At 41.1% G+C, this 21,033-nt stretch carries 13 protein-coding genes; 5 read left to right on the top strand and 8 right to left on the bottom strand.

The annotated features are described in order from the left end of the window. Positions 1 to 24: 24 nt before the first annotated feature. Positions 25 to 1,470, bottom strand: a complete 1,446-nt coding sequence (phnY, locus tag R2Q78_RS13290; protein WP_316792644.1) for a phosphonoacetaldehyde dehydrogenase — start codon at positions 1,468 to 1,470, stop codon at positions 25 to 27. 30 nt (positions 1,471 to 1,500) lie between these two features. Next, positions 1,501 to 2,742, bottom strand: coding sequence for a phosphonoacetate hydrolase (phnA, locus tag R2Q78_RS13295; RefSeq protein ID WP_316792646.1), 1,242 nt, complete (start codon positions 2,740 to 2,742; stop codon positions 1,501 to 1,503). A 250-nt stretch (positions 2,743 to 2,992) separates the two neighbouring features. Here phnA and R2Q78_RS13300 point away from each other — a divergent pair, with 250 nt between their 5' ends. Continuing rightward, positions 2,993 to 3,937: an alkaline phosphatase family protein gene (locus R2Q78_RS13300; protein WP_316792648.1), complete on the top strand. Its 945-nt coding sequence runs from the start codon at positions 2,993 to 2,995 to the stop codon at positions 3,935 to 3,937. A gap of 10 nt (positions 3,938 to 3,947) precedes the next feature. On the opposite strand, the gene R2Q78_RS13305 is transcribed toward R2Q78_RS13300, so the two are convergent. The 5 genes from R2Q78_RS13305 to R2Q78_RS13325 form a co-directional block, all read right to left on the bottom strand. Next, positions 3,948 to 4,529 (bottom strand): XRE family transcriptional regulator, encoded by a 582-nt coding sequence (locus R2Q78_RS13305; protein WP_316792651.1) that lies wholly within the window; start codon positions 4,527 to 4,529, stop codon positions 3,948 to 3,950. A 116-nt stretch (positions 4,530 to 4,645) separates the two neighbouring features. Then, complete coding sequence (locus tag R2Q78_RS13310; RefSeq protein ID WP_316792653.1) at positions 4,646 to 5,533, bottom strand: alkaline phosphatase; 888 nt, start codon at positions 5,531 to 5,533, stop codon at positions 4,646 to 4,648. A gap of 196 nt (positions 5,534 to 5,729) precedes the next feature. Beyond that, positions 5,730 to 6,140: a GtrA family protein gene (locus tag R2Q78_RS13315; protein ID WP_316792654.1), complete on the bottom strand. Its 411-nt coding sequence runs from the start codon at positions 6,138 to 6,140 to the stop codon at positions 5,730 to 5,732. After that, positions 6,140 to 6,874 (bottom strand): CDP-alcohol phosphatidyltransferase family protein, encoded by a 735-nt coding sequence (locus tag R2Q78_RS13320; protein WP_316792656.1) that lies wholly within the window; start codon positions 6,872 to 6,874, stop codon positions 6,140 to 6,142. Before R2Q78_RS13320 ends, R2Q78_RS13315 begins: the two co-directional genes overlap by 1 nt. Positions 6,875 to 6,924: 50 nt before the next feature. Next, positions 6,925 to 8,115: a metallophosphoesterase gene (locus tag R2Q78_RS13325; RefSeq protein WP_316792658.1), complete on the bottom strand. Its 1,191-nt coding sequence runs from the start codon at positions 8,113 to 8,115 to the stop codon at positions 6,925 to 6,927. A gap of 261 nt (positions 8,116 to 8,376) precedes the next feature. Between R2Q78_RS13325 and R2Q78_RS13330 the strand changes: the two genes are divergently transcribed. From R2Q78_RS13330 to R2Q78_RS13345, 4 genes are all read left to right on the top strand, one after another. Beyond that, on the top strand, positions 8,377 to 10,272 hold the full coding sequence (locus R2Q78_RS13330; RefSeq protein WP_316792660.1) for a glycoside hydrolase family 97 protein: 1,896 nt from the start codon (positions 8,377 to 8,379) through the stop codon (positions 10,270 to 10,272). Positions 10,273 to 10,293: 21 nt separating this feature from the next. Next, positions 10,294 to 12,669 carry a hypothetical protein gene (locus tag R2Q78_RS13335; protein ID WP_316792661.1) on the top strand — a complete coding sequence of 792 codons (2,376 nt, stop codon included), beginning with the start codon at positions 10,294 to 10,296 and terminating at the stop codon, positions 12,667 to 12,669. A 128-nt stretch (positions 12,670 to 12,797) separates the two neighbouring features. After that, positions 12,798 to 16,775: a two-component regulator propeller domain-containing protein gene (locus tag R2Q78_RS13340; RefSeq protein WP_316792664.1), complete on the top strand. Its 3,978-nt coding sequence runs from the start codon at positions 12,798 to 12,800 to the stop codon at positions 16,773 to 16,775. Between the two features lie 143 nt (positions 16,776 to 16,918). After that, on the top strand, positions 16,919 to 19,915 hold the full coding sequence (locus R2Q78_RS13345; RefSeq protein WP_316792666.1) for a hypothetical protein: 2,997 nt from the start codon (positions 16,919 to 16,921) through the stop codon (positions 19,913 to 19,915). A gap of 1 nt (position 19,916) precedes the next feature. Here the strand turns inward: R2Q78_RS13345 and R2Q78_RS13350 are convergent, their stop codons facing one another. Then, entirely contained in the window at positions 19,917 to 20,927 is a 1,011-nt protein-coding gene (locus R2Q78_RS13350; protein WP_316792667.1) for a LacI family DNA-binding transcriptional regulator, read from the bottom strand. Positions 20,928 to 21,033: the final 106 nt, after the last annotated feature.

A 21,033-nucleotide genomic window follows, 5' to 3' on the forward strand; every position in this document is an offset into this window, starting at 1 on the left:
TTTAAATGATGAAGTTTGTTTTATTTACCAGGGCAGGGAGAAGGTTTTTACAGAAGAAAAGCATTTGATAGCTTCAATTACACCTTCTTTAATTCCTAGTCCCGAATCTTTAATTCCTCCAAAAGGAGAATTTTCAATGCGGTAACCTGGTACCTCATTAATGTTTACAGTTCCTACTTTTAATTCCTTAACAAAACGTATCGCATTAGTCATATTGGTCGTCACTATACCCGACGACAAGCCAAATGCTGTAGAGTTAGATAGTGCAATGGCATCATCTATGTCTTTAAAGGTTAGGATAGGAGCTAATGGGCCAAATGATTCCTGAACTACCATTTGCGCATCTCTGGGTACGTTTGTGATCACTGTCGGTTCAATTAATGCTCCAGTGCGTTTACCTCCAAGTAAAACCGTAGCTCCCTGCTCAACTGCCTTTTTAACCACATCCTCCAGATAGATGGCAGATTGTTCGTCTATCACAGTTCCTACCTTTGTTTTAGGATCAGCAGGATCTCCACAGGTATATTCTCTCGCTTTCTCTAAAAATCTTTTTGTGAATTCTTCTGCGATGCTTTCCTGAACTAAAATGCGTTTTACAGCAGTACATCTCTGTCCGGAATTCCTAAACGCACCTTCAGCAGCTAATGTGATTGCAAGTTCCATATCGGCATCTTCCAGTACGATAAGCGGGTCATTACCTCCCAGTTCTAAAATCACTTTTTTATAACCGGCAGTTTCAGCAATCTTTTTTCCTACAGCAACACTTCCTGTGAAGGACACGAGGTCTACACGGGGATCTTTTACGAGTAGTTCCGCAACATCTCTGGTCTCCCCTAAAAGTACGCTAAGCATATATGTAGGAAGACCAGCTTCATAAAGAAGCTGCACAAATTTAATAGCGGTAAGTGGTGTTTTTTCTGAGGGTTTTAATATTACAGGGGTTCCTGCGGCTAATGCCGGAGCTATTTTGTGTGCAACCTGATTTAAAGGATGGTTAAATGGAGTGATTGCTACAGCAAGACTCAATGGTTCCCTTAAGGTAAATATTTTCCGTTGTTTACCATTTGGAGAGATATCACATGAATATACCTGTCCGTCATCCCGTAAACATTCCATTGCAGAAAAAAGCAATACATCATGTGCCCTGCCAATTTCATACCTTGCTTCTGTAATGCAAAGCCCGGCTTCAGCGGTGATCAATTGTGCAAAGTCTTCCTTTCTTTCCATCAGCAGCGTCCTTGCTTTATCAAGTACCGAATATCTTTCAAAACGGTTCAATACTTGTCCACCTTTAAGTGCGGTCTCAATAGCTGCATGTGTATCAGCAGCATTTGCTGTGGTTACGGTTCCTACCAAATTACCGTTGTATGGATTTTTGACTTCAAGCTCAATTGTTGAAGAAACCGGTTTACCCGCAATCAATGAAGCCAGTTTTACTATATTTTCTGTTGCAATTAATTCTTCTTTCATTTTTATTCCTAAGGTTGCAGAGCTGGTTAATTAATGTGTGCCGTTGACAGTGAAGTCAAAGACGTCAAAATTGCGGGGATCTCCCTGGGTTTTCATTTTATATTCGGCATTCAGTTCATGCGAGATTACCAGAGGTACCATTTCTTCGTAGCGACCTCCATGAGAACGTAATGTTCCGTCAAGGGCTTTCAAGTCATGGTGTGCTGCTGTTTTTCCAACTACCACGTCACGTGCGGATAATACGAAAAGGTCACCGGTTCTGTCAGCTGGTTGTTCCAGTATACGGCATCCGGTTTCTTTATCGTAAACCTCAGTAATTCCGGGTTGAACCGCGAGCCAGTTTTTCACTTCCTGGATATTTGCAGTGTTTTCTACATGTACAACTACATATGAACCCAAAGCTCCGTGATGTTTTACATATGGATCAGTAATCGGGCAAATTACCCTGAACCCTGAGCCGAATTTTTCTGTAAGCATGGTTTCAATGAACAATACATTCGGGCTTCCATCTGATTTAACTTTTGCGTTCATGCCGTGATCTGCTGTGGCACCGATAACGGCACCCAGTTCAAGCATTTTGCCCAATTCAGCATCCTGAGCTTCATAAAAAGCAAGAGATTCTGCGGTATCTGGAGCGTAAGTGTGTTGCATATAATCAGTTAATGATAAATATAAGAAATCTGCCAGTCCTTTTTCTATAAGGGCCACACCCGCACGCAATACGAAGAGACTTGCTTCTGCACTATAGATCTGTGGTGTTTTGTGACCGATCACTTCTTCTGCATTGCTTATTCCATGTGTTTCTGTTTTTGCCTGATCTGCTTTTTCTGCAGAGAAGGCGATGCCGTCAAGTTTGTAAGAAAGTATATCCCTAAGCTTTTCTTTTGCAGTTACAACGGCTACTTTTCGGCCTGAATTGGCTGCGGCTGCAAGAAGTGTTTCTGCTCTAAGGTATTCGGAAGAGTTCATCATTACTTCCTGATCCTTTTGAACATCATAAAAGAAATTACCACAAATGCCATGTACCGCCGGACTCACTCCTGTAACAATTGATGAATTGTTGACGTTTGTAAAAGAAGGAAGGGCACCTCTTACCATTCCGCGGTATCCCTGTAATGCCATCTTTTTTAAATTAGGCATACGGTCGTGTGCCATAGTGGTGTCCAGATACTCATCTGCTGAGCCATCCATACAGATTACTACAATTGGTTTCGCCGGTGGAGTATAGGTTTTTCCGTTTGCAGAGAAGGAATTTGTTGAGATATTTTTCATTTCTGTGTTGTTGTCTTTTGTTTACTTTTCAATCAGTTATTTAACAGTAACTTAACAATAATTTAACTTTAAATTCCGATAAAATAAATTGTTGTTTTGTTTAGTATTTGTACAAATATAAAGAGTTTTTTGAAACGAAAGAATATAAATACTAAACTTTTTTCTTTCAAACCACATATGTTTTATTTAGCTTTGGTAAGGGCTAATGCCCAGCGAAAGCATTAGTGATTTTAAGCCAAACTGAAAGTATATGATGAAGATCCTCAATTTAAAAATAATCACTGCAATAGTGCTGATTTTATCGTTAAGTTCATTTGCATGTGAAGACGAACCGAAAGGAGATAAGGGAGATGCTATTGTTAAGAAAAAAGAAAAAAAGGTGTTATTTATAGGTATTGATGGACTGGTATGGAAAACACTTATTCCGGAAAATGCTCCCACTCTGAGTTCATTGATGAAAGAATCCTGGGTAAGTACCAATGCTGTAGCTGAATTACCTACCTGGAGTGCCAATGGTTGGTCGGCGCTATTTACCGGAGTCAGCGTAGAGAAGCATAAGGCCAAAACGAACTCATTTGCCAACGCTGATTTTGTAAATTACCCTTCGTTTTTCAGGTACATTAAGCAAAAAAATCCCAATGCACGTACTGTCTCTGCGGTATCATGGCTACCTATTCACGATAAAATTATTGCAGATAGTGATGTCACCTCAAAGATCAGCTCAACAGGAGCAAACTATGCTGAAGCAGATGCCAAAGATGAGATAGCTATAGTTGATGAACTAACCAATAGAAATCCTGACGTGGTGTTTTGTTATTTCGCGGATGTGGATGGGGTAGGGCACTCAAGTAATTTTAAGCCAACAAATCCAACTTATTTAAAAGCAGTTAAAAAAGCAGATCAACGGGTAGCTAATGTGCTCGCTGCGCTTAAAGCCCGCCCCAATTATAAAAATGAAGATTGGCTCATTGTAGTCTCTACTGATCATGGCGGCGATGGTTCGCATGGAGGATCGAGCTATCCTGAACAAAATGCGTTTATCATTTTAAATAACAAGGCAATAAAACCTAAGTTAATTTCGGGAGAAACCATTGTAGGTGCACCTTATTTATATAATGTGCCGCCAACAATACTCAGCTTTTTAGGTGTTCCGATTCCTGAAAACTATGATGGGAAAAGCCTGGTTAAATTCTGATCAATGATCTTTAATCATTGGTTATGAAGTAATAAACAACCAGCATAATGGCATCAGACTCCCCGATATTTGAGAGATTATGCCCTAGCCGTCCGTCGAAAAAGATGGAATCCCCTTCTTCAAGAATATAGGTTTTATCTTCTATCAGGTATTCAATCTTGCCTTTTACCAGGTATTTGTATTCGAAAGCATCTGTGACCACCATCTTATTCCGGCGGGCGCCTTTTTTTAGCTCCAGTAAAACAAAATCAACAGGTCCCCCATGAATATTACGGGCAAGGATCCGCTGGTAGTTAAAGCCCTTAGCGGCTTCCTTTTTAAGTGATGTGTATTCGGATGAGCGGATGACAAAGACCTTTTCCTGGCGGTCGCCCGGAGATATGTCCTTAAAAAAAGCAGTTAGATCAAGGTCCAATGAATGCACGATATTCATTAGAACAGGCAAAGAGGGGATGGTACGGTTATTTTCTATCTGGGAAATCAGGCCTTTACTCACTCCGGCTCTGTTCGCTAATTCCTGAATAGTAATGTTTTTTTCTTTCCTTATCTCTTTTATTCTGTAACTGATCTTCAGGATTATATCGTCTTCCATATTTTATTATTTTGTCCAAAAGTAAACAAATTTTGCAATGAAGCCTGCTGCCTCTAATAAAATGAAACCATTGTATTAAAAACAGCAGGCTTTAGCTATAAATATAGCAATTGGTATTAATTTATAAAACTATCTGCTACTGCCTTGCCGCGCCAGCTCTGTGGCGTCTTTAAACCCAGTATCCAGGCTATTGTAGCGGCAGTATCATAAGTAATGATTACGTCTTTTATTTCATGGTTTGATTTTACACCAGGACCATTGATTACCCAGGGAATCAATACCTCATCAAGGCTTTTTCCACCATGTCCTTTGCCCGTTCCACCATGATCTGCACTTAAAATCACAATGGTTTCTTTTTCAATACCGGCGTCTTTAATGGCCTGCAGTATTTTTCCAATTCTCAAATCTACTTTTTCAAGCTGACTGTAATATGCCGGTGTACGGTGACCGATTCCATGACCGGTATTGTCAGGTTCGTCAAGGTGTAAAAATGTAAAATATGGTTTCTCTTTTCTAATGATGCTTGCGGCAGTATCGGCACAAAAATCATCCTTATCTTTTCCGGGGATTACAATGTTGATGGCATCTTTTTCGATCAATGGACCAATTCCTCCCCAGCTGTATACTACAGCAGTTTTAGCCGATGGTTTCTGATCGCGGATCACGCTAAAAATCGAAGGAAACAGACCGTACTTAGTTGTCACAGCTGATGGAATTTCAGGTGTTGCGCTTCCCCATTCTGTATAGCCATGCTCGGTTGGACCAGCTCCCATAAGCATAGACGCCCAGTTGACCGCACTTGATGAAGGCAAAACAGACCTTGCCTTTAACGTCCATGATCCTGTTTCCATTAATTTTTTCAAGTTTGGCATTTTGGCATCGGGAACTGCATACGCACCAAAGCCGTCGCAGCCAATCAATACTACGTGTTTTACTTTTTTTACCTGGGCATTCAATTGCAGTGTTAAGCAAAGGATGCATAAGGCAATCATTGATCTTTTCATTGTGTTTTATTTGTGGTTTAAAAATTACTAAATAACCTATTGTCATAATGTTGCAGGACGACGTGGAGCACGAACAGCAATTTATTAGTGTCTTCGACAGCCTTATAACGCGTTAAATATATGTATTTATTTGTTTAGTTTAACTAAACAAATAAATTAATTGAACCACAAAAGAGGAAACAAATAAAAGGGAATGTTACTGCGGACTTTTCTTAAATACCCAGTATTTTTGCAATACGTAATTGAAGCTGAGAGAAACAATGATGTCCACCATGATCCGGGTTATTTTATAGTCCAGATTCAGCCAGTTTGTAAATAAATAAGTCCCGGAAGATTTGAGCATAATGCTGCCTGCTACAACAAATATAAACTTTAAGAGTTGGTTGCCAACCGGCGACTCACTAGCTTTATTGGCGGTAAAAGTCCAGTAACGGTTCACTGAAAAATTAACTACAGCGCCGATAATTCCGCCAATAGCAATAGAAATAGTATAATGAATATGAAGGAGTTCGGTACAGGTTACCATTACAAGATAGTCAACTATTCCACCTGAGAAGGCAGATAGTTGTGCTTTTGCAAATGTGTATACCGATTTTCTTTTATCCATTAAGGTGTATTGTTTTTAGCAAGTTTTTCTTCACGTTCGGCATTATCCCTTATGTCCCCAAGTTTTAGCAATTTACGGGTATCCATAAAATTGATCACGACAAGTATTGTGCATAAAACACAGGCAAAGTACTCAATGATATGTCCAAATGAGGCTTCCAGGATCAACATGATGGCAAGGATAATTCTGATTTCCGTAGGCCCGGCAAGCCCTGAATCAATACTATAGATATCAGTTATTTTATACCGCAATTGCGAAATGATCATTGCCCAGCCATATAGCACCACAAAAGCAAAAGCAATAAGTTCATATTCATTTCTGGCGTAGACCATATAGCCGACACCAATCATTACGGTACTGACCCAGTCCATAATAATGTCCAGTGAAAACCCATACCACTTCCTGGGAATATTGCGGTAATACGCGATGCGGCCGTCAAGAGAATCACCAAACCAGTTTATTGCCAGTCCAACCACACCCAATAAAAGATATTGTTTGCCATAGTAAGTCGCCAGTATGAAAGCCAGCAAAACAATGCCGGAACCTACTGTTCCCAGAAAGGTAAGCATGTCTGAGGTGATGAATGCGGGAACTCTCTTTACCAGAAAAGAAATTGTGGCTTGCTCCGCACTTCTTAAAATGTTTGTTCTTTTTCTATCTTGAAATATCCTTTTTACAGTGCCGTTTTCAACATTTTTAATGAGCGTATCTTCCCTCAATTTATTTTCTTCCATTCGGATTTGCAGATCTACTTTTATATTGCTACAAAAGTATGTATTTTAAGTTATTTTGGTGTTCTTTTCAATTCAATTACCGTAATTTCCGGCCATATTCCTATACGACCTGAAAACCCAAGAAAGCCAAAGCCCCGGTTTATATTTAAATAAAGCCCATCATTGCCGGTTACACCAGCCCAATGTGCATAACGATATTTTACAGGACTCCATTTTATACCAAACGCTTCGATACCAAATTGCATACCATGTGTATGTCCTGCCAGGGTGAGGTGGATTTTGGAGGGGAATTTAGTTACCTCAGCTTCCCAATGGGTAGGATCGTGTGACAATAAAATTTTGAAATCAGAGCCGGGCACATTTGCCATTGCTTTTTTAAGGTCTCCCCGTTCACCAAAACCTATGCCCCAGTTTTCAACTCCCGCAAGGGTTATTTTCTGTCCGTTTTTATTGATTTCGACATGTTCGTCAAGTAATAGTCTGAAACCAATCTCTTCATGGTATTTCTTCAGTTGTTCCAGGTTGGCCTTTTTTGCCGATTCACTTTCCCACTTCACATAATCGCCGTAATCGTGGTTTCCTAAAATAGAGAATTGTCCGTAAGGTGATTTTATCTGGCTGAAATGCCCAATCCAGGGTTTGATCTCTTCAGCCTTATTATTGACCAGGTCGCCGGTAAATACAAAGAGATCTGAATGTTGTTTTTTGATCAGATCAATTCCTTTTTGTACCGCTTTCGTATTATTGAAACTTCCGGCATGGACATCTGAAATTTGTGTAATAGTAAAGCCTTCGAAATTTTCAGGAAGATCATCAAAATAAAGTGTGTGTCTGATGACCCTGTATGCATATTTACCAAAAATCATCCCGTAAATGAATGCTCCAATCGTGAGAAAAAATACAAACCAGGCAAATTCTACCCAATAGATGTTCCGTGGGACGCCTGCGGTCAGCCTGTAAAGATCGTTTGGCAACAGAATTAACATGAATACCAATTCGGCAGCAATTAATATCAAAAATGCATGGGTAGCAATTTTAAAGAATGTATCCATCTCCTTGTTCCGCATTCTTTGAATTGCATAAAACAAAGAGCCGGTAATGGCAGCTATGATGATCCAGAAGATTGGTGTAATGAGGGAATTTGAACTTAAGCTGTGGATTCCTGACAACACATAACTATTGATTAAGAAAAAAACAATGGCAATGATGAGGAAAGGCAACAGATTTATTTTTCGTTTCATGTATAAAATATGAGTATGTAAAATTACAGATTGGGTAACAAAGTGCAGGCCATGTTGAGCTGACTGACACTCAACAGGTAATCTAAGTGTCAGAGTTTCGGTAAAGTAAAGCAAAAGATCGGTGAAAGGCATTGAGTGTTTTTTGGGATTTATGAATAAACTCCATTATATTCGTGTTATGTTCAAACATATAGAATAACTGACTCCTTGGTCAAATGCCATTTGCAGCAGAATATATGGGTTTAATTGGACGTGTAAAATATGGCAAAATATAGGGTGTTTTTGATATTGTGTTTTATAGGTAGCGTATTGATTCTTCAGGCACAGGAAGTAAAAGTATGGAGCCCTGATAAAAAAATAGCGTTAACAATTGCCACGAAAATAGAACCTGGTGATGCCCTAAATTATTCTATTTCCTACCAGGGTGCTTCCATTATCGCGAATTCACCTTTAGGACTTGAGTTTGAAAATGAAAAACCATTGTCAGGAAACCTTGAAATTGTTTCGGTAAAACGCAAATCCGTGAATGAAAAATGGAAGCCGGTGTATGGTGAGAAAAATATCTATCCCGATCACTATAATGAGGCGACTGTTCAATTTAAAGAGCGTAAAGAACCCCATCGTTTGTTTTCCGTTACTTCCCGGGTTTACAATGAAGGTGCTGCATTTAGGTATGACATGCCTACGTCTAAACAAATCACTATTAACCGTGAACTTACCGGTTTTAAGTTTAACGGGGATTATCCGTCATGGATTGCCGGAGCGGCCCAGGCGAAGTATAGCAAAGGCAGCATCAGTAAAACGGTGAATGGAACTGAGCGTCCATATGTGATTGAGCTGAGCGAAAATCGTTTCATTGCACTGGGCGAAGCAGCCCTGGTAGATCATGCGCGAATGAAATTTAGCCGTTCGCCAAAAGATAGTTTAATGCTTGTCGCGAGTCTTGATGGTAAGGCCGTTTATAGCCATGATTTTTCAACTCCATGGAGATTTGTAATGATTGCGGAGTCGGCGGCTAAGCTGCTGGAAAACAATTATTTTATTTTGAACCTTAATCATGCTTCTGCTTTAGCAAATGTGTCCTGGATAAAACCAGGTAAGGTGATTCGTGAAGTAACACTTACCACAACCGGTGGTAAAGCCAGCATAGATTTTGCGGCCAAACACAATTTGCAGTATGTAGAATTTGATGCCGGCTGGTATGGTCATGAGTACGACAACACATCCAGTGCTTTAGCTGTAAATGTTGACCCCTCCAGATCAACAGGGCCATTGGAGCTGCAGGAAATAATAGATTACGGAAAGCTTAAGGGCATTAGTGTGATACTCTATGTAAATCAAAGGGCATTATCCAGACAGTTAGATTCCATACTTCCATTGTTCAAATCATGGGGAGTGAAGGGGATAAAATATGGTTTTGTTGATGTAGGTCCGCAGAAAAATACATCCTGGCTTCATGAGGCGGTCAGAAAGGCTGCCAACAATCAGCTGATGATTGACATTCATGATGAATACAGGCCAACAGGGTATTCCAGGACTTATCCGAATTTATTGACCCAGGAAGGCATACGCGGGGAAGAAGAAAGTCCTGACAACCGGCAGGTTCTGATGACCATGTTTACCCGCATGATTGCCGGGGCAGGGGATTTTACCAATTGTTATTTCGCACCCAGGGTAAATGCAATGGGTTCCCATGCCTCTCAAATGGCGAAGGCGATCTGTATTTATAGTCCATGGCAGTTTGTGTACTGGTACGACCGGCCTGCCGGATCTCCCATACAAAAAGGAGGGGCTGGCTCCACCGCTTCGGTCATAGATGAAATTCCTGATCTTGGTTTTTATGATGCGTTGCCTACCGTGTGGGATGATACCAAAGTGATCGACGGAAAAATAGGGGAATTTGGAACAATTGCACGCAGAAGCGGAGACAACTGGTATGTTGGTTCCTTAACGGACCAGGCGAGAAGCTTCGTGTTGCCACTTAATTTTTTAAGTAAAAACAAACGTTATGAAGCTACGATTTATACCGATGATGCTTCACTTACTACATCAACGAAAGTCGCGATAAAGAAAATGATTGTAAACACGTCAACAGTACTGAATGTTCAGTTAGGGGCAAAGAATGGGCAAGCGATAATTATTAGGATTATACATTAATTATTAAAGTAAACTAACCAAATGATCAAATCTTTTTTACTATCAGCACTAATTGCTTTCGGGGCTTCGTCAATAAACAGTGCAGTGTTGGCCAAGTTACCTGGTTCGCGTAGTCTTGCACAGGAGCAGGTCGGTAATCGCATTAGTAATGCGGCTTTAATTGTAAACTACGATCCCCAGACCCGCAATTTTAATATTAAATCGACTGTTACCGGAAAGGTTTTTGTTAAAAAATTAGTTCCAAACTTAAATTTCAATAAGGTTGTAAAAAAGAGCATTGCAGATCCTGTTTTTGGTAATGGACAAGCGTTAATCGTAAGTAGTGCTACAGGAGCTGTAATCTCCTTTGCCCTTTATCCTTCACAGCCCTTTCTTTTTATCACTGAAACTGTAAAAAATACAGAGGGGCAAACTATAGACATCCCAAAGCTCAATCCGGTTTCTTTTTTAGTAGACCTTGGAAAACCGTTGCGTGGTTTAAAAACACTGGGAACCGGTGGATTACTTGACCCAGATAAAAATCCTGGTAGCTATGTCTTTCTGACTACTGTCGACCCTGCTTCACGAAATGGCGTGGTGAGTGGCTGGATAACCAATGAAAAGGGGAGCGGGGTGCTGTTTTCAAAGGTTAAAAATAACCTGGTTGAAATAAAGCCTCAGATAGATTATGGCCGTTTTCAATTGCCTGCTGCTAAAAGTGAAAGCACTGAAACCTTAGTCATCGGTTATTTTAATGATGCGCGTTTAGGTGAAGAGCAGTTTGCCGATGCGATTGCTAAAAAACAACACATCATATTAAAACCGCGGACTGCCGTTTATTGTACCTGGTATTCCGAAAAAAATGGTGGAGCCGGTACCGAATCGGAAACCATTAAACTGGCTGGTTTTATCAAAGATCAATTGAAACCTTTTGGACTTAGCGTGCTCCAGATCGATGATCAATGGCAGGCGGGAGAACAATACAATGGCCCCCATAGAAGGTTTGACCGGGTAGACCCAAAGGGAGGCTATCCGGATGGTATGTCGACCACAGCGAATTCCATCAAATCAGCAGGCCTAACGGCAGGGATATGGTGGATGCCTTTTAGTCGCAATCATCAGGATCCCGAATATAAAGACCGTCAATATTGGTTTGCACAAAGAAAAAATGGGAAACCTTATGAAACTAACTGGGGAGGAACATCTCTTGACCTTACCCATCCCGAAGTTAAAGCACACGTCGCAAATTATGCGAGTACGATGCACAAATGGGGGTATGATTATTTTAAAATGGATGGATTATGGACAGGCACCGTTACCGAGCAGGTTTACATTAACGATGGTTACAAAAATGACAGCATTGGAAATTGCAAACCACTCTATGATCCATTCAAAACGCAGATTGAATCATTTAGAGATGGCTTAAAAATTATACGCAATGCTGTGGGTGAAGATGTATTTTTTTCCGGGTGCTGTGTCAGTCAAAATATGCGGTCGTTCGGTGCTTCAATCGGCCTCGTGAATGCGATGCGCATAGGGCCGGATTTTAACCATGATGGACAGAGTATCCGTACAGGGGCAATCCGTGCTTCCAGGCTTTACTTCTTGAACGGGAAAGTTTGGTGGAATGATCCCGATCCTTCTATGCTCAGAGAAAAGGGTAAATCAACTGCTGATGGTGCGGCAGATGGAATCGGGAGCCTCACCAGGGCAAGGTTACTTCCCTCTTTTGTTGCTGTTTCGGGACAGTTCTTTTTAAGTAGTGACTGGCTTCCTGACTTAGCGTTGGACAGATTAGAAATCATGAAACGTTGCATGGCTTCACACAGTGGAATCGCACGTCCGGTTGATGCCTTTGATAAGGCACTTCCTTCTATCTGGCTGGCCGCCGACAAAAAATCAGGTACAAACCGTAATGTATTGGGCTTGTTTAACTGGGAAACAAGTGCGCAGAAAATCCGTACTTCTTTAAGTTACGCAGGATTAAATGATAAAATCAGCTATTATGCCTTTGATTTCTGGGGAAACAAGCCACTTCCCATTATTAATGGTTTCATCGAAAAAGAACTTCCTTCCGAATCGTGCCAGGTAATTGCTCTTCGGGCCAAGGTAAATCACCCAGTGGTGGTTTCTACCTCTCAGCACATCACCCAGGGCATGACAGATCTGCTTAAAGAAGAATGGAAAAACGGAACGTTATCAGGTAGCAGCAAGGTAATTGGCGGAGACGCTTATGAACTTCGCATTGCGGGGATGAATGATGGAGCGCAATGGAAATCAAGTAAGGCCGAAGTTGTTGGCAACCCCGCTGGCGTAACTATGGAAGTATTGCCGCAGACGGAAAAAGGGTGGTTAAGGGTGCTTATTAAAGCCAAAGAAAGTCAGGTGGTTCATTGGCGGATTGCTTTTAGAAAGTAAATGCTGGGTAGATCACTTGTGTTTATTGGCGTCTGAATAAAGTGCGATAACGATTTCGTAGTTTTAGTTAGGGATATCTTCATTAAAGTGCTTAGAACTAGTTAGATTTAGTTTCAAAAAATGAACTGATGCACCAGTATTTAAGACACGTGGGTAACCAGATAATCCTGATCATGGGATTGTGGATTTCGACTTTAAGTGTGAGTGGACAGAAGTTACATTTTGAACACTTGACTGTAAAAGACGGACTTTCGAGAAATTCAGTTCTTGACATTACACAGGACAATTTCGGATTCATGTGGTTTGCTACGGGGCATGGGCTCGATAGGTATGATGGCAGCCGGTTTAGTACTTATATCAATAATCCTGCAGATAGTAATTCAATAAGTGACAATTATATCAACTCATTATTTTTTGATAGTAGAAAGACGCTTTGGGTAGGTACATCAGAAGGGATGAACAGCTATGTTCCTGAAACCAATAACTTCAAACGTATTGAGCTGCTTCATAAAAAAGATGCAGTGCAGCCGGAGGTTTTTTGTGTATACGAAGACAAGAAAAATAATATCTGGGCAGGTACAGGTAATGGGCTTTTTGTAAAACTTCCATCGGCTTCCGGATTTGTAAATGCCAGGAATCTAGGGTTGGCTTCAGAATTTGCTCGCAGTGAAATTTTGTGTCTATACGAAGACCGCTTCGGTTTCCTCTGGATAGGAACGGGTAAGGGACTTGTCAAAAGTCGCTTTAACAAGGTTTTTTCTGAGGTTGAAACCTTTGTTCATGACCCTGGCCGGTCTGGAAGTATCAGCGACAGTCCGGTGAAGTCTATTTTGGAAGATGCCGAAGGTAAAATCTGGATGGCAACTGAAAGCCGCGGACTCAATCTTTTACATCGCAATACGGGAACCTTTGAGCACTATGAGCATTATCCCGGAGATGCAAATGGTCTTGTTCACAATTCATTAAGAAAAATGATTTCCGACGGGAATGGCAATATCCTGATCGCAACCCAGGAGGGGTTATGTATATTTAACCCTATTAGCAGAACTTTTACTTCCTATCAGAACCAGGTTGATGATCCCGGAAGCCTGAATCAAAACTCACTATACAGTCTTTATAAAGATAAAAGTGAAAATATATGGATTGGTACCTATTATGGGGGAGTTAATGTGATATATGGTGTAAAAACTTTGTTCCGGACCATCACGCATAAAGAAAACAATTCGGGGCTTAACCACAATGTGGTGCGTTCTATTACAGAGGATAAAAGAGGGAATTTGTGGGTCGGAACAGAAGGAGGTGGGGTAAATTATTTTGATCAGCAGACAAAAAAGTTCAGTTATTACATTAACAGTCCCAAAGATCTAACTTCATTAGCTTCCAGTTTTGTAAAAGCCATTTACATAGATAAAAGCGATCACATATGGATTGGCACGAGTGGAGGAGGCTTAAACCTGTTTGATCCCGCAACTGGTAAGTTCAAACATTTTTTTGTTGGAAAAAGCATGTTTGAATCTAAACGTTCAGCGATATCATCTATACTGGAAGATTCACAGGACAGATTTTGGATTGGAGGCGTTGGGATTAACGCTGTGTATCGGCGAAAGGGAACGCAGCTCAGCCCGCTCAGGAATTTTCCTTTGGCCAATAAGCTGAAAGGAAATATGATCATAAAGTTTTTTGAGGATGCAACGGGTAATTTATGGGTTGTTTGCCGAACAGAGATCTACCGGCTCAGTAAAAACAACAGAGTTATAACGAAAATAACAATTCGTAATAAGCGGGGCGATGTGATTGAGCCTAATTGTTTGACTCAGGACTATAGAGGGAATATTTGGATCGGATTTTATCATGGAGGTTTGTGCTGTTATAATCACAATGCAAAAAAGATCATTAAAAGGTATACAGTAAAGGAAGGTTTGTGTAATGATAATGTTTTAGGGATTTTGGAAGATAAACAGCACAATCTATGGGCCAGTACAATGAATGGCCTGTCAAGAATAAATCCGGAGCAGAACATCATCCAGAACTATACTGTTGCAGACGGAATGGCTGCGGATGAGTTTACTTTTAGTTCAGCCTATAAGGCCAGAAATGGGGAGCTGTTTTTTGGGGGTATGAACGGGATAACTTACTTTTTCCCGGAAGAAATCAAGGGTAATAACAGCAAGTCTTCTCTTGTATTTACGGGACTCAAACTATTTAACCGTTATGTGGACCCTGCCAAAGAACAGGAAATATTAACAAAGAATATCATTTTCCGGCCGCCGCTTGTTTTCAGCAGTACGCAGAACATTTTTACGCTGGAATTTGCATTGCTGAATTATATTAAGCCTGATAAGAACAGGTACGCTTATAAACTGGACGGTGTAAATCAGGATTGGAATGAAACCACGCTGCCGCAGGCAACTTATACAAACTTACCTTCAGGAAACTATGTGTTTAGTGTAAAAGGGGCAAATAACGACGGAGTCTGGAGCGAGGCTGAACACATTCAAATTCGTATCCTTCCCCCGTTTTGGAGAAGCTGGTGGGCATATCTTATTTATACCATTGCCATTGCAGGTATTGTTTTTTTTGTTGCCCGTTTTTTCTATTTGAAGCAGCTCCTTAAAAGAGACGAAGAACTCCATCAGATCAAACTGAACTTTTTCACGAATATCTCGCATGAGATCAGGTCGCACCTTTCCTTAATTATGATACCGCTTGAAAAAGTGATCGACGAAAGCAAGCAGTATACTTTCGTTAACAAACAGTTGGGGGGGATTAAAAAAAATGCCGACCGTTTGCTGGGGCTGGTGACTGAACTAATGGATTTCAGGAAGGCAGAATCGAAAAATCTGAAACTCAATGTACAGGAAAATGACCTTGTTAGTTTTTTAAATGACATTTACCTTTCCTTTAAGGGAGTATGTGAGAAAAAGAAGCTGAGTCTGTCATTTATTTATCCTGAGCAGCCAATTTTGGTGCTTTTTGATAAAGAGCAACTGGAAAAAGTTGTTTTTAACCTGCTTTCGAATGCATTTAAATTTACACCCGAAAATGGGCAGATTACTCTCGAGGCAAATGTAACTGGAGACGAAGCTATAATTGAGGTCTCAGATACCGGTAAAGGAATTTCGCCGGATTACTTCGATAAACTGTTTACCAATTATTTCCAGGTAGACGATGCACTTCAGAATACTGGTTATGGAATCGGGCTGGCATTGAGCAAACATATCGTGGAACTTCATCATGGAAAGATCACGGTGAGCAGCAGAATCGGTTTTACACAATTTACCGTTAGTTTGCCGCTGAAAGACACTTTTGTCAAGGAAAACCCGATCGGGGTCATTGCTGGTCTGCCTGATGACAAAAGCTTTACCATTCTGCTTGCAGAAGACAATGCCGAACTCAGGAAAATAATTAAGGATTTGCTGGAACCTGAATACCGGGTTTTGGAAAGTATTGACGGAGTGCTTGCTTTACAAATGGCAAGGACGGAAATCCCGGATCTGATGATCAGTGATGTGATGATGCCGAATAAGAACGGCTTTGAACTTTGCGCTGAAATTAAGACTGACGAGCGAACAAGTCACATTCCGGTGATCTTGCTGACCGCCAAAGATACCCAGTCCGATCAGATCAGCGGATTGAGCAATGGCGCAGATTTATACCTCACCAAGCCGTTCAGCATCAAGGTCCTGCAGTTGAGCGTACGGAACATCATCGCGTCCAGGGAGAAAATAAGCAGTAAATACCGTAAGCAGTTTATTTTTGCCCCAAGTAATACCTTGCTGAATACAATGGACGAGCAATTCCTTTCAAGACTGATCGCGGTCATAGAGGAAGGCATGGAGAACAGGGAATTTGGGGTAGACCTTCTGGCAGACAGAATGGGAATGAGTCAGACTGTGCTCTATAAAAAAGTGAAGGCACTGACCGACATGACGGTAAATGACTTCTCCAAGAGTATCCGTTTAAAGAAAGCTGCCCAATTACTCAAAGAATCTGGTTATAATGTTTCAGAGGTATCGGTACTTGTGGGGTTTATTGATTCCCGTTACTTTACAAAAGAATTCAAACGGCAATTCGGGCAGACTCCACGTGAATATCTAAACTCCTGATAAGCTCTTAGTTTTTTAAGCGCTATATATGAAGTTCGAGAACGATTGCATAGTTTTAGCCGCGGATATCTTCATTAAAACGATTTGAACTAGTTAGATTCGTTTACTTATTTCTTCATTTGTTAACCAGATAATGAACTACAATGAATTCGTTTACCAGATATAATTTTTTTAAAGCAGCAGGATCATTCATCTTACTATGTATGATTGTGCCTTTGTCGTTAAATGCACAATCAAAAGACAAAAGTGAGACCTTATCCCAACCTAAAAAAATTGTTTCCAGGTCATTTGAATTCAGAGGAATCAGCGATCATCTAGCCGCAAATGGTGAGACAGACTTTAAGGGGAAAACAGAAGTGATGTCGACAGAAGAGCGGGTGAAGTTTCTCGATGCCTATGCGAGTTATGCTGCGCAATGGTTTGGTGATCCCGGCTTAAATAAACTGGCGGTCACTCCGAAGGAAATAGCCGTCCGGTTAAAACAAATAAAGCCAATGCCGTTGCCTGCTTTCCGGAAGGTGATCCTGCTAAACGAAGGCTGGAAGCAAAATGGCGTGCAGGCAGTTAAAGTAGAAAAGGAGCGGCCCTGGAGAATACATAAAAATGCAGAACTGAAAGTTGGCGAATTGCTTTTCCATCCCGGGGAAAATGAAGTGATAAATCTGGCAAAAAGTTCCGGATGGAGATATGAGTTAAGGTGGGAAGCTGCGAGGAAAGAAGGCGGAGCTGTTGTGAAGTGGAAATTCGGAACAGTTGAAGCCCCTGAGTCAGCATGGATCAAACAAGACGGAAAACACTTTTTCCGGTTTAAAGCAGATCTGGTGGAAAAAATGGCTTACATATGGAAAGATGAAGAATGCGTGGCTAAATTCCCTTTTGATCATGAGGAAAACAAAGAAGTTTTCTTTAAAATTTTGAACAGTGCCGATGTCAGCCTGCATAGCCTGGTATTCATTGATTACAAATACAGACTGGATAAGGACGGTAAACAGGATGAAGTAGTTTTGCCGGGAGGAATGCCCCGAAAACCCTATCGTGACGGTCAGGTATTTGAACCTGTTTGCCTGGCAGATGACGATTTTAAACCTTCCCCTGATATGACAGGCTGGATCACTGAAAAATATGACGACGGGTTATGGAAGACTGCAAATCTGCCTTGTGCACACGGAGGCTTCAGAGAAATTGGAGAAGACCTTTATTTGAGAAAAAGAATAGTGATTCCTACGGTAAAACGAGTTTTGCTGGGTGTGGAAGCGCTGGATCCTTCAGGTGAAATTTATATCAATGGCAAGCTTGCAGCAAAGATTCCTAACCGTTTGCCGGTGAAGCTTGATATTACTTCTTTTGTAAAACAAGGTGAAAATGTAATTGCTTATAAAATCAATTACAACTGGATCGATGATCTCGTAAGTCATGCGATGCTTGATCGGTCATGCGGATGGTTTGCCGGCCGTACTACTCTACATCTTTTTTCTGATGAGGCAGGTATCAAGGAAGTTTTTGCAAACACTACGAGCATCGAAAAGGGGAGTACGGCAACACAGCATAACCAGATATCAGTTGAAAATACAGGCAAAAATGTCTTCGAAGGAAGCCTGCAGGTTACCTATAGTCCATGGTTTCCTAAAGAAGGTGCCGTAGTGGCTTCAAAGGTTCAGCAGATTAGTATTGCTACCAATGAAGCAGTGCAGCTAAACGTTAACCTGGATATTAATAATGCCGAATTGTGGAGCCCTGAATCGCCACAATTGTATTCAGTCAGGGTGGTGTTGAAAAACAAGAAAGGTAACGTAGTTGATGATTTTGTGACTACAACAGGTATCCGGACGATAGCGCAAAAAGAAGGAAAGTTGTATTTAAATGGAAAGCCGACACTTTTGGTTGGGGCACAGAATATGGGTATCCGTCCTTACCCCGATCTGGAAAATGCTTCTAAATACAACAGATCTGCTACTAACGAAATGATCATGTCTGAAATTCTTGCGATAAAAAATATGGGAGGGAACCTTTTCAGGCTGCATGTACACATGTCCATGAACAAAACAGGAGGAATCAATGATCCGCGCTTTGCTGAAATTGCAGATCAACTGGGTATGGCACTGATCTGGTGTAACCCATCCTGGGTAAGAGAGGGCGACGAAAGAACCATCGACACAAAAAATGTAGGGTACTATATCAAACAGATCTATAATCATCCGAGCATCATCATTTGGGAAATGGGTAATCATCCAAATGCCTTCGACAGAAATAATCCTGCAAGTGCATCACGAACAGACGATTTTGTGCGGAATACAGTAAGATCTGTTTTAGCTGCGGATTCATCCCGTTTAATTTCTCCTACGACTTATTGGTCACACACACATTATGGAAATGACCTCGGGACCCAAGACTGGCAGAAAAAACCTATTCAGGCCGTACCGGAATATACACATCCACTGGTAACCAGAGGCTCGCAGGATGCCCTTACCGGTTATGGAGCGTCATGGACGGTGCTGAGACAATGGCCTTCAGGAAAGGCGAAAGATGCGCTGGACAATAAGATCAGAGCCTGGTTTAATTTTGAACATGAAGAATCTACGGGACAGCCTAACTGGGCATTATCTGAAGGAATGCCCTGGCATCACATCCGCTCGTACGAAAAACCTTATGATCAGGGCAGCATCGGCCGTACACTTGAATTGGATGAATGGAGGGCAAGTCAGGGCTGGCAGGCATTCAGTGCCTATGAATCCATGAAAAAACAAATTTGGAATGGGGTTGTCGGTTTTTCATGGTGTACCATAGAGGGTGGTGCGAATGCAGGGACTTACGAAAAGCCATTGCTCGATCCGATGGGGCATGCAAAACTTGCTTGGCATATACATCAGTTTTTCGGGGCTAAAATAATTGCCGGCAGTGAAAATGTGGACGTGATATACGGACCAGATGACCAGATCGTACCTTGTATTTTTAATGTCGGTGAAAAGACTAAAGTCAGTCTGAAAGTAACTGTCAAAACTGTTGATGGAAAAATTGTCAAAACCTATACTATCCCGGATATTTTGTTGGAGGGGGGCTGTAAACTGACCAAGCTGCGACCTATAAAGCCTGAGTTGCCAAAAGACAAATATTGTGTAGTAGCTTATGAGGTACTCTTATAAGCTAGTCTATGTGGTGTAATTCGGTATCAAGTATCCTGGTTTCAAATTCTGTGACAGGATACTTGCTTTCAATCAGCTTTAGCAGCATTTCCATAGCGGTTCTTCCCATTTCGAAAGCTTTTTGCCGGACGTAGCAAATAGAAGGAGATAGTAAATCTACCACATCTGAGTTTGAAAAGCCGACAACCATAATTTCATCAGTACTAATGTTCAGCTTCCTTAGTGCACGTATACAGGAAATGCTGATCCTGTCACTGCTGATGAAAATGGCATCCGGTTTATCCTTCATTGCCATTAGCTCTTGAATAGCAGCGCTTATATTTCTATCAGAATTATTGCCCTTACCGAAATTCTTTACCAGCTCCGGGTTAAAGGCAATCCGATGATCAGTCAGCGCTTTCAGATAGCCAGACATTCGTTCATTTGTAATCGAAAGCTGAGGCGCATTTGCCAGCACGGCAATGCGCCTGCGTCCGGACCTGATGAGTAATTCTGTTGCATTAAAAGCTCCCATATAGTTATCAGAAGTAACTTTAAAAGTGGGTATTTCATCTATGATCCTATCAAAAAGTACCATGGGCAATCCTTGTTCATTTAAGCGCTTCAACAGGCTGTAATCTTTGGTTTCAGAGGAGACAGAAATTAAGAGACCATCTACCGAACGCTGTGTAAGATGGTTGACATTGGCCAGTTCCCGTTCTTCAGAATCATGAGTTTGCGTGATGATGGTATTATAACCTCTTTCATAGGCGATAGATTCTATTCCGGCGATGGCTTGTGAAAAAAAGCTATTGGCAAGTTCAGGAACCACAATGCCTATTGAGTAGCTGCGTCCGTTTTTAAGACTTACGGCTATAGGGTTAGATTTGTAGTTGACTTGTTTTGCATACTCCGAAACGATATCCTTCGTCTTCTGACTGATGTCATAAGTATCACGCAATGCTCTCGATACAGTTGAAACGGATAGATTTAATGCAACAGCAATATCTTTTATTGTAACTGGCTTATACATTTATAATTGGTATGAAATAAAGGTACTTAAAAAACTCATGTGATAATTGACGATATAGAATAGGGGCATTTTCTGATAATTTGATATAAAAGTAACCCTCTAGAGC

It is taken from the genome of Pedobacter frigoris (assembly GCF_032678645.1).
Lineage (GTDB): Bacteria > Bacteroidota > Bacteroidia > Sphingobacteriales > Sphingobacteriaceae > Pedobacter > Pedobacter frigoris_A.

Excerpts from the sequence above, each read along its gene's own strand:
- phnY (WP_316792644.1), bottom strand. The coding sequence starts at position 1,470 with ATGAAAGAAGAATTAATTGCAACAGAAAATATAGTAAAACTGGCTTCA.
- phnA (WP_316792646.1), bottom strand. The coding sequence starts at position 2,742 with ATGAAAAATATCTCAACAAATTCCTTCTCTGCAAACGGAAAAACCTAT.
- R2Q78_RS13300 (WP_316792648.1), top strand. The coding sequence starts at position 2,993 with ATGATGAAGATCCTCAATTTAAAAATAATCACTGCAATAGTGCTGATT.
- R2Q78_RS13305 (WP_316792651.1), bottom strand. The coding sequence starts at position 4,529 with ATGGAAGACGATATAATCCTGAAGATCAGTTACAGAATAAAAGAGATA.
- R2Q78_RS13310 (WP_316792653.1), bottom strand. The coding sequence starts at position 5,533 with ATGAAAAGATCAATGATTGCCTTATGCATCCTTTGCTTAACACTGCAA.
- R2Q78_RS13315 (WP_316792654.1), bottom strand. The coding sequence starts at position 6,140 with ATGGATAAAAGAAAATCGGTATACACATTTGCAAAAGCACAACTATCT.
- R2Q78_RS13320 (WP_316792656.1), bottom strand. The coding sequence starts at position 6,874 with ATGGAAGAAAATAAATTGAGGGAAGATACGCTCATTAAAAATGTTGAA.
- R2Q78_RS13325 (WP_316792658.1), bottom strand. The coding sequence starts at position 8,115 with ATGAAACGAAAAATAAATCTGTTGCCTTTCCTCATCATTGCCATTGTT.
- R2Q78_RS13330 (WP_316792660.1), top strand. The coding sequence starts at position 8,377 with ATGGCAAAATATAGGGTGTTTTTGATATTGTGTTTTATAGGTAGCGTA.
- R2Q78_RS13335 (WP_316792661.1), top strand. The coding sequence starts at position 10,294 with ATGATCAAATCTTTTTTACTATCAGCACTAATTGCTTTCGGGGCTTCG.
- R2Q78_RS13340 (WP_316792664.1), top strand. The coding sequence starts at position 12,798 with ATGCACCAGTATTTAAGACACGTGGGTAACCAGATAATCCTGATCATG.
- R2Q78_RS13345 (WP_316792666.1), top strand. The coding sequence starts at position 16,919 with ATGAATTCGTTTACCAGATATAATTTTTTTAAAGCAGCAGGATCATTC.
- R2Q78_RS13350 (WP_316792667.1), bottom strand. The coding sequence starts at position 20,927 with ATGTATAAGCCAGTTACAATAAAAGATATTGCTGTTGCATTAAATCTA.